The following is a 9,728-nucleotide window of genomic DNA, read 5'->3' as shown; positions in this document are numbered from 1 at the left end:
GTGTTTTTCAGGATAAATTAAGCAGGCAGACAGAAAATACGGATATAACCGGAATAATATGGGAAAAGTATAACTGTGACAGTTAAATTAGAGGGAGAAAATGTTATCCTCGGAGAAGAAGGATGCATTTTGCATGAACAGGGCGGATACGGAAGAATGTCAGGCAAAAGTCTCAGGCTCACACCTGAAGAAGCACTGTATCTTGCCGGAAGAGGAAAAATAGAAGTTGAAAACAACTCATTTGACAGTCTGTTAGCAAAATTTACCGAAAAATCAGAATTTCTGCGAAAGTTTCTTGTCTACCGTGACATCCGCGAGAGGGGATTTGTCATACAGTCGGGGCCGCATGATTTCAGGGTTTTTAAGCGTGGACAAAAACCGGGCAAAGGAACATCATTCTACATGATGAGGGTTCTTTCCGAACGTGACTTAATCAGTTTTGAAACAATTGGAGAAGAGGTAAAAACTGCACGCAATGTGAGAAAACAGTTTATTCTCGCAGTCGTTGACGATGAAGAGGAGATAACGTACTACGAGATAAAAACAAACGATCCTCCACAGGGAACATCTGATTTCACCGGAGGAAAAACGAAAGGAATAGTCTATGGAAATTCTGTGATAATTACGGAATCCGCTGACTGCATCTACGAATCAGCACTTTTCGGCACAAGATTTGACAAAGAACGTTTAATCCTCTCCCCGCTTGAGGCTTTATATCTGATAAAATCAGGCTTTCTGGATATAGAAGGCGATATGAGCTATGATGAATATTACAGACGCGTAGGAGAAGGAGATCATGAACTGGATGAAAAGATACAGACATACTCACATCTTCGCGACTTAAAAAATATACCCAGGACGGCATACAAGTTCGGGCATCATTTCAGGGTTTATTCCGGCGGAAAACAGCACTCAGAACTTCTGGTTCATGCTATATCCGAAGGCGGCTCAATGCCGATGAGTGTTATATCACGCTCAGTAAGACTTGCACACAGCGTCCGTAAGAAGATGCTTTTTGCCTGTGTAAAAAAAGACAATATAGAGTACATCGAATTTGCGAGAATTAAGCTATAAAAATATCAGTTGGAAGATAATATGCAGTCCGAGATAAATCCGTGGTCAAACAACCAGAGTATTGATACGGAAAAACTTTTCAGGGAATTTGGTATCGAACCGGCAGGTCCCGTTGCCGGCAGAATAAAAAATCCCCCGGCATTCTTCAGAAGGGGAATTGTTGCAGGGCAAAGGGACTACGGATCAATTGCGGACGCAATTGAGAATAAAAGTAAGTTCTATGTGATGACCGGTTTTATGCCTTCAGGACACCCGCACCTTGGTCATCTCATGGTCATGAAAGAGGTCGCATGGCACACGCAGATGGGAGGGACAGGATATGTATCAGTCGCAGACCGTGAAGCCCATGCTGTCAGGGGAATATCCTGGGATAAATGCAAAGAGTATGGAAAAGAGTACTTAAAGTGCCTCTTTGCACTTGGATATCGCGGCAATACATATTCCCAGAGCGAAAACAACGCCTTAAAGGATCTCGCCTTTGAAAGCGCAATAAAGATAAATTTCTCGGAACTCTCCGCAATATACGGCTTTTCACAGGATACCGCACTTGCACATGCGATGAGTGTTGCAACCCAGGTCGCAGACATTCTCTACCCGCAGACACAGGAGGGGCCTGCACCGACAGTCGTTCCGGTGGGTATTGATCAGGACCCGCACATCAGACTCACCCGTGATGTCGCAAACAAAATGAGAATGTTTACTGTTTTAAAAACCCCTGACGGCGTCAGCATACGTTCAAAGAACGCTCCCGAAGAGGCAATGGACAGGGTTGAAGGTGCATTTTCAGGATGCAGAAGATATGAGGGGCATATCGACGTAAAAGGTGTGGATATCGGGTCGACAGATTCCATTGTCAGGAAAATTGAGACAGGATGCAAAGGATACGGATTCTTTTTGCCGTCCGCAACCTATCACACCTTCCTTCAGGGATTACAGGGTGGAAAGATGTCCTCAAGTGTCCCTGAGAGTCTGTTCAGATTCGACGAGCCTGAAAAGGATGTAAAAAAGAAGATAATGAGTGCTCTTACAGGCGGAAGAACAACTCTTGAAGAGCAGAAAAAGCTCGGCGGAGAACCGGAGAAGTGTTCTGTCTATCTCTTAAATCTCTTCCACACACTGGACGATGATTCCGAACTAAAGGAGATGTGCAGGGCATGCAAAGCAGGGGAACTTATGTGCGGAACCTGCAAGAAAGAGACTTTTGAGAGAGTTCGTGAATTTTTAAAGGATTTCAACGAAAAGATGGACGAAGTTTCACATATGGTGGAGGAGTGAGGAAAAGTGGAGTTAACGTATAACGAAAAGAGACTGCTTGCGGTCCTAAAACCCCTAAAGGATGCGGAAACTATCAAGCAGAAGGCACTGGCGCCCTTAAACGATACGGTTAAGGATGTCAGGGAACTCAGAAAATCAGGATTTAATCCTCTGAGTGATGTTCTCCGGGTTCTTGAAGATACTAAAAATATTGCCATAAACCCGATCAGAAAAGCCCTTGAAATCTTTGAGGAGGTTGCAGAGGACGCTCTCGGCCCAATATCAAATATGGACAGACCGTCTGTTGCCTATCTTGCAAGAATAATGGACACGACAGAAGAGGCAGTTGTTCAGTATGCAAATCTTTTGCAGACAAGGGGACTTGCAGACCTCCACAAGAAAGTCACTGTTTCATACTCCCTCACAGAAGAGGGGGAGAAATATGCCGAAACAGGTCTTCCGGAGAGAGTTTTATTTGATTCTTTTACAGATTCAATTACAATTAAGGACCTTCAGGCACATCCGCAGGCAAAACTCGGAATAGGCTGGCTCAGAAAGAAGGGATGGATTGCAATAAAGGACGGAATCGTTGAGAAGATATCCGATGCACCTTTGGGCGAGGATGAGATCGCCCTTAATAACCCGGGAGAGGAAAGCCCGGGCACAAAAGAGCTCCTGAAAAGAAAGCTGATTGAGGAGAAGGAAACCGCAGAGTTCTGGGTTTCCATCACAACCGAAGGTGAGGTGCTTGTCGAAACAGGCCTGGATCTCAGAATAGAGGCAGGAACCTTAACATCCGAACAGATAAGAACAGGTGAATGGCTAGAGCTCAGACTTCGCAGATACAATGTCAAAACTCCGCCAAAGCGTGTTTTTGCCGGCAAAAAGCACCCCTACCAGCAGCTGATTGATGAGATGCGCCAGATTCTTATCAGCATGGGCTTTACCGAGATGTACGGCAGTGTTATCCAGAGTTCGTTCTGGAACTTTGATGCACTCTTCCAGCCGCAGGATCATCCGGCACGTGAAATGCAGGATACATTCTTCCTTGATAAAAAAGAGGAGCTTCCGGAAAACTTTGAGGCTGTCCGCGACATTCACGAGTTCGGAGGCGACACCTCATCAACAGGATGGGGCGGCAAATGGGATGAGGAGAAGGCAAAGACCTGTGTTTTAAGGACACACACAACAGGCCTTTCAATCCGGCACTTAAAAGAGCACCCCGATGAACCCCTAAAGGCATTCTGCATCGGACGTGTATACCGTCGTGAGGCAATTGATCCCACACATACACCCGAGTTTGAGCAGCTCGAAGGAATAGTGATGGACAGTGACGTCTCATTCAGGCACTTAATGGGCTTTTTAAAGGAGTTTTATCACAGAATGGGCTTTGAGGACGTGAGATTCAGACCGGCATACTTCCCGTACACAGAACCCTCGGTTGAACCCGAAGTATATGTCGAAGGTCTCGGCTGGGTCGAACTCGGTGGTGCAGGAATATTCAGGGAAGAGGTGACAGCTCCCTGGGGCGTTGCATATCCTGTTCTCGCATGGGGTCTTGGAGTTTCCCGTGTTGCAATGCTTAAAATGGGCTTAAAGGATCTCAGACAGCTCTATAAGAGCGATGTCGACTGGGTAAGAGAGAGTCCTGTCAACCGAAAGGAGGACCACTAAAAATGCCGATTATTACACTTCCATACAAATATCTCGAAGACCTCACCGGAGTCTCAAAAGAGACGATAATTGAAAGGCTTCCGATGATTGCCGCTGATATCGAGAGATACGAGGATGATCATTTCGATGTGGAATTCTTCCCTGACAGACCTGATATGTTCTCAACCGAGGGCGTTGCACGGGCAATGAGAGGATTTCTGGGGATTGAAACAGGGCTTTGTGAATATGATGTAAAGCCGTCCGGAATTACTTTTTCCGTAGATGAAAAATTAAAGGATATCAGACCATTCTTAGGTTCGGCTGTCATCAGAGGCTTAAACTTTACAGAAGAGGCAATCCAGAGCTTAATGGGACTTCAGGAGGCTCTTCACTGGGCAGTCGGACGCGGAAGGTCAAAAGTTGCAATCGGCGTTCACGACCTTGACAAAGTTAAGGCTCCTTTCTCCTATATCGCATCAGAAAGAGAGAGGAAATTCATCCCGCTCGACTTTGACACAGAACTTTCAATGAATGAGATTCTTACACAACATCCAAAAGGAAAGGATTACGCTCATCTGGTTGAGGAATTTGACAGATTTCCGCTGATTGTTGACAGTGATGACAATGTCCTATCATTCCCGCCGATTATAAACGGTGAACTCACAAAGGTCACAACCAATACCAAAAACATCCTACTCGACTGCACGGGAACAGATGAAAAAGCTGTAATGACTGCGACAAACATCATCTGCACCGCACTTGCCGGGGCAGGCGGAATTATTGAAAGCGTTGAGATAGGAGGCACTCAGATTCCGTCCCTCAAACCCACAGAGAGAACTGTAAGCGTTTCCGGGTGCAACCGCCTTTTGGGCTTTGAACTCTCTGCAGCCGAAATGTCTGAGCTTCTAAAAAAGATGCGTTTCGGAGCGGAACCACATAATAAAGACGAAATAAAGGTCTTAATTCCATGCTACCGTGCCGACATAATGCATGACTGGGATGTGTTTGAGGATGTCGCAATCGCATATGGATTTGACAATTTAAAGGCAGAACTCCCCGACACATTCACAATCGGAGCGGAACACCCTCTTCAGAAAAATATGGGGACTGTAAGATGCATTCTCTCAGGTCTGGGATTTCTTGAGATGATGCCGTTTACGCTCTCAAACGAGAGAGTGATGTACAAATACATGCAGAGGGAAATTTCAGAAGACGCTCTCTTCCTGCTCCACCCGATATCAGAGGAGCAGACACTTGTGAGATCTGATATTCTTCCGCTTTTAATGGAGACACTTAAAATCAATCAGCACAGGGAACTTCCGCAGCGCCTGTTTACGACAGGGGATGTTGTCTGCGGAGATGAGACCTTCCAGAAGGTATCGGCAGTTACAATGCACACCGACGCCGACTTCTCTGAAATATACGGGATGTTTGACGCATTTATGCACGAACTCGGAGTTGAATACACAGTAAGCGAATCTGATGATGAGGCATTCATCAAAGGAAGACGTGCCGATGTATTTGTAAATGACAAATTTGCAGGTGTATTCGGCGAAATTCACCCACAGGTAATCCTAAATTTTGAGATGAGCGAACCTGTATCAGGTTTTGAACTTGATTTAAGAGTCCTTTTAGATACCTGGCAATAATTTTTAAACCCGGATTTTACTAAATTTTAATTTTTTTCGCTGTTAAAAGAAAAATTCTTTATATCGACAAAATCCATTCTGGTTGATTTACATGAATCTTAGACTGGTCTGGTTTTCACTTATAGCTCTGGCAATAATTTTTTTGTCAGCATCACCTGTAATTGCAGACAATGCAACAACACTGCCTGTAACAGGATCTCTTTCGGTAACATCTAATCCGACAGGTGCGGATGTCACAATTGACGGCGCAAACGTCGGAACGACTCCGGTTATCGGGCATGAACTTACAGCAGGCACTCATACTGTTGTCGTCTCAAAGACAGGGTATAAAGATAAAACAGAGAGTGTGTCACTCGAAGTTGGCGAAAATAAGGGAATTTCAGTAACACTTGAGCCGGATACCACACCGACAGCCACACAAACTCCTACCCCTACAGCAACTCCGACACCAACTGCGACTCCAACACCGACAGCTACACAAACTCCTGCCCCTACAGCAACTCCAACGCCAACTCAGACTGCAACTGCAACACCAACCATAACACAGACACCTGCCCCGGGAATAGGCTGGTACAATGTAAACTGCAACATTGACGGGGCTTCAGTCTATTTCGACGGCAAATACATGGGAGTTACTACAGGAGGACTGCTCTCGGTATCGTGGAGCACAGGAACCACACCTTATTCTCAGGTCTCGGTTCAGAAACAGGGCTATGTCACAGCAACACAGAATCTTCCGGGAGCACCTGCCGCAGGACAGACTGTAAGTGTTTATGTAACACTTCAGGCACAGCCCACAACAGGAGGGCAGCTTACAGTAAACACTAATCCTTCCGGTGCAAGCCTGTATGTCGACCGGAAATTTGAGGGAACAACTCCGATGACTGTCACACTAACGCAGGGCACTCATTATATTGATATTGCAAAGAGCGGATATAATCAGGCTACCGACAATGTGGCCATATCAAACGGACAGAGCCTGACAAAATATTATACACTTGTAAAAACCGAAAGTTACGGGACTCTGGCCATAACCTCAAACCCTACAGGAGGAGAGGTATATGTCGATAATATCTATAAGGGAAGGTCTCCTGTAACCCTCAAAAACACGGCATCAGGAACCCATAATATCAGGATTTCGGCACCGGGATACTATGACTGGAAGACTAACCAGTATGTGAGTGCAGACTCGGTTGCATCAGTTCATGCAACATTAATACCACTTCCCGGGCAAAATATAGGCCGTATAAAGGTTTCATCAGTTCCGGGAGAAGCTGAAGTATATTTAAACGGCGTCTATCAGGGCCTTACCGGAGAGACAGGACAACAATCATATGTTCTGGCGGTAAATCCCGGAACATACAAAGTATCAGTTGAAAAGACAGGATACCGTGACTATGAGACAACAGTTTCGGTTTCCGCCGGACAGACACTGAGTATTAATGCCGAACTTGTATTCATAAACCAGCCCCTTACAGGCTCAATTTACATAAGTTCAAACCCGGCAGGTGCAGAAGCCTATCTTGACAATGTTTACAGGGGAATAACAGCACTCACAATATCAGATGTCACAACAGGACAGCACGATGTGATGCTGAGGCTTTCCGGATATGAGGATTCAAAAGGCACTGTCACGGTTTCAGCCGGAGGAACGGCAAATGTTGCTGTTGATATGAAAACAGCTTCAAAACCACAGGCATCACCCGGATTCGGATTTATAACAGCATTTCTGGGAATACTGGCCATCTTCATCGTCATAAGACGAAAAAACAACTAAAATATATCTTTTTTTAAAACCGGAATTAAAAAACACGGCATTATAAGTAATTTAAGAGTTATCACTTTCGCACCGCACACGGCTAATATCCAAATATGCCAGACTTCAACTATTATTTTGTCGGGCAGGCATCTGATGTCTGCTCCGGCAGAAACTGTGATGAAACAGTAGGTAAGTGAAGAAAATGGCTGATTTTATTGAAACAGGCAGCTCAAAAAGTGCCGTTCGGGTTCTTGAAAACCCGATAACAGACATCGCATCCTTTGATGCGATAATAAGCGGGGTAATCTCGCAAAACCCCTTTGAATGCACAGATTATGTATCCGAAGGTTTAACCATCCCCGGCGTTACAAAAAACAGGCAGTATTACACTGCAAAAATTGTCTTTGAAGACGATAACGCAAAGACAATCGGAACAGTATCTGTGAAATCACCGGCTGTCGGAGCTTTCTCCGCAACAGCTGATCAGATCATGGCAGACACTGTTCTTGCAGGGCAGATTGGCGGAACTCCCCTGAGAGATACCGCACACGATGCATATTACTGCCAGTTAAAATGCCACGATGCAAACGGGGAGATCTATTATGTGACTTTCACCCGTTCAAAGGTAAGAATATCCTCCTACGAAGACGAATCGGTAAGAGCAAATGTTGAAGACTGGGCAGACTCAGTCGCCGCTCTTGCTTAAATTAAGTATACTCTGCTTAAAAATACCAAAAAATCTTCAGAAGACACTTCTGTGAAAAATACCCCAGGGTATTTTTCATGGCCTTTTTGGAATTATGCTAAAGATACCGGCAGAGGCGGATATAAATTAAAAACGTGAGGGAGGTTAATGACAGATGATGCCATGGTCTGAGAGAGACATGATAATTGAGACAAACCGCGATGTGAAATGGATCCGTGCGGCAATTGCCGAGATTAAGGAAAAAGAGAGCGAACTGGATATGAGGGTAAGGACTCTTGAGGAGAATAAAAGCGGTTTTTTTGGCCTGCCGTTAAAAGAGAATCAGATATCCGCAGGAGTTGGTGCAGGTGCAGGAGGATTTGTTGCAATTCTCATGAAATTATTCGGCGGATAATCTTAATAAATACCAAAAAATTAACGTTTTCGCCGGCAATTAAAACGCCAGGAAACTTCCACGATCTTCTATAACAGAGATTAAAACCTGTGGAGACCCTGCAATCGTTATAATCTCGGCAGATATATAGCCGTTTCTTATTTTTCCGGATGACATCAGAGCCTTAACTGGCATGTTTTTTAGTCCGCCTTTTTTATTTAAGGCATCGTAAAACGCCTTCTTTTCATTCTCATCAGCAAACATTTTAAAATCCGCCAGGGATTTCCCCACAATTTCATGACGCTCATACCCGAGATGATTTAAAAAAACACAATTTGCATCTACAAGAGTCTGGTTTTTTAGATCAGCTATTGCTATCGGGACAGGAAGCATCTCAAAGGCTTTAAAAAACCTCTCTTCTGCGGCAATTCTTTCAGTTATATCCTCAAACGTGAGAATGGATTCTGTTATTCCGTCACTGCCTAAATCACCGCCGGGGACAGCTGTTGCAACAACCCAGTGATAACGATTTTCTTCAGTGTTGAGGATCCCAAAAGTGTCACGGGTATTCTTTCCGGTTAAAAATGCATGAACATGCGGATGAAACTCCGGAGGATAAACCGTTCCGTCCTCCCTGATAGAATTGTTCATCACATCCAGATAATTTTTCCCGATTATTTCATCAGGCTTCAGGCCGGTTATCCCGTAAATAGCAGGATTTGCATCAGATATATCCATACTGGCTGATAAATACAAAACACCCTGCGCAACCCTCTCAAAAAGAGCCCTGTGCTTTTTTTCTGTAACAAAAAGTTTTTTTTCAGCTTCGATTGCCATATGTTTGTGAAGAGCAGTCTCGATTGCCGTTCTTAACTCAACCGAACGCACAGGTTTGTTTAAGTACCCGTAAGGATTTGACTTCAGTGCCCTCTTTAAGAGATTATCCCGATAATGTGCTGTTAAAAACAAAATAGGTATGTTAAATTCCCGGTTTATTGTCTCTGCGGCAGATATCCCCTCCATCTCGCCATGGAGGCTTATATCCATTAAGATTATATCAGGATTTTTTTCACCCGCAATTTTTACTGCCTCATCGCCGGTGACAGCTATCCCTAAGACTTCATATCCCATCCTTTTAAGTGAACTTTCAAGCCCCATTGCTCCAAGGACTTCATCATCGACGATAAGGATTTTCGCAGGATTCATTTTTTCAAAGGTATAATTATCATCCATAACAGCAGACAAAGTTACTTCCCTCTC

General features: G+C 44.5%; 8 protein-coding genes. 7 read left to right on the top strand and 1 reads right to left on the bottom strand.

The genetic code is table 11. The annotated features are described in order from the left end of the window. Window positions 1-75 precede the first annotated feature (75 nt). The 7 genes from endA to ACTB1O_RS04355 all read left to right on the top strand — a co-directional run bounded on the left by endA (window position 76) and on the right by ACTB1O_RS04355 (window position 8,489). On the top strand, window positions 76-1,074 hold the full coding sequence (gene endA, locus ACTB1O_RS04385; protein ID WP_462993923.1) for a tRNA-intron lyase: 999 nt from the start codon (window positions 76-78) through the stop codon (window positions 1,072-1,074). Between the two features lie 21 nt (window positions 1,075-1,095). After that, a complete protein-coding gene (locus tag ACTB1O_RS04380) occupies window positions 1,096-2,349 on the top strand; it encodes a tryptophan--tRNA ligase (protein ID WP_462993922.1) in 1,254 nt (417 codons plus the stop codon). Between the two features lie 267 nt (window positions 2,350-2,616). Further along, the gene (gene pheS, locus ACTB1O_RS04375; protein ID WP_462993925.1) at window positions 2,617-4,002 is read left to right on the top strand and encodes a phenylalanine--tRNA ligase subunit alpha; all 1,386 of its coding nucleotides are present in this window, start codon (window positions 2,617-2,619) and stop codon (window positions 4,000-4,002) included. 2 nt (window positions 4,003-4,004) lie between these two features. Beyond that, complete coding sequence (pheT, locus tag ACTB1O_RS04370; RefSeq protein WP_462993921.1) at window positions 4,005-5,630, top strand: phenylalanine--tRNA ligase subunit beta; 1,626 nt, start codon at window positions 4,005-4,007, stop codon at window positions 5,628-5,630. Between the two features lie 91 nt (window positions 5,631-5,721). After that, on the top strand, window positions 5,722-7,407 hold the full coding sequence (locus ACTB1O_RS04365; RefSeq protein ID WP_462993920.1) for a PEGA domain-containing protein: 1,686 nt from the start codon (window positions 5,722-5,724) through the stop codon (window positions 7,405-7,407). Window positions 7,408-7,591: 184 nt separating this feature from the next. Continuing rightward, complete coding sequence (locus tag ACTB1O_RS04360) at window positions 7,592-8,095, top strand: hypothetical protein (protein WP_462993919.1); 504 nt, start codon at window positions 7,592-7,594, stop codon at window positions 8,093-8,095. 154 nt (window positions 8,096-8,249) lie between these two features. Further along, window positions 8,250-8,489 carry a hypothetical protein gene (locus ACTB1O_RS04355; protein ID WP_462993918.1) on the top strand — a complete coding sequence of 80 codons (240 nt, stop codon included), beginning with the start codon at window positions 8,250-8,252 and terminating at the stop codon, window positions 8,487-8,489. Window positions 8,490-8,528: 39 nt separating this feature from the next. Here ACTB1O_RS04355 and ACTB1O_RS04350 read toward each other — a convergent pair whose 3' ends face one another. Further along, entirely contained in the window at window positions 8,529-9,713 is a 1,185-nt protein-coding gene (locus tag ACTB1O_RS04350) for a response regulator (protein WP_462993917.1), read from the bottom strand. Between the last annotated feature and the right edge of the window lie 15 nt (window positions 9,714-9,728).

The sequence above is a fragment of the Methanomicrobium sp. genome (assembly GCF_055145805.1).
Note: the sequence above shows the minus strand (reverse complement) of the source record. Positions and strands in the feature narration are given on the sequence as shown.

Bases quoted from the DNA above. Each gene is read 5' to 3' on its own strand.
- ACTB1O_RS04380 (WP_462993922.1), top strand. From the start codon at position 1,096: ATGCAGTCCGAGATAAATCCGTGGTCAAACAACCAGAGTATTGATACG.
- pheS (WP_462993925.1), top strand. From the start codon at position 2,617: ATGGACAGACCGTCTGTTGCCTATCTTGCAAGAATAATGGACACGACA.
- pheT (WP_462993921.1), top strand. From the start codon at position 4,005: ATGCCGATTATTACACTTCCATACAAATATCTCGAAGACCTCACCGGA.
- ACTB1O_RS04365 (WP_462993920.1), top strand. From the start codon at position 5,722: ATGAATCTTAGACTGGTCTGGTTTTCACTTATAGCTCTGGCAATAATT.
- ACTB1O_RS04360 (WP_462993919.1), top strand. From the start codon at position 7,592: ATGGCTGATTTTATTGAAACAGGCAGCTCAAAAAGTGCCGTTCGGGTT.
- ACTB1O_RS04355 (WP_462993918.1), top strand. From the start codon at position 8,250: ATGATGCCATGGTCTGAGAGAGACATGATAATTGAGACAAACCGCGAT.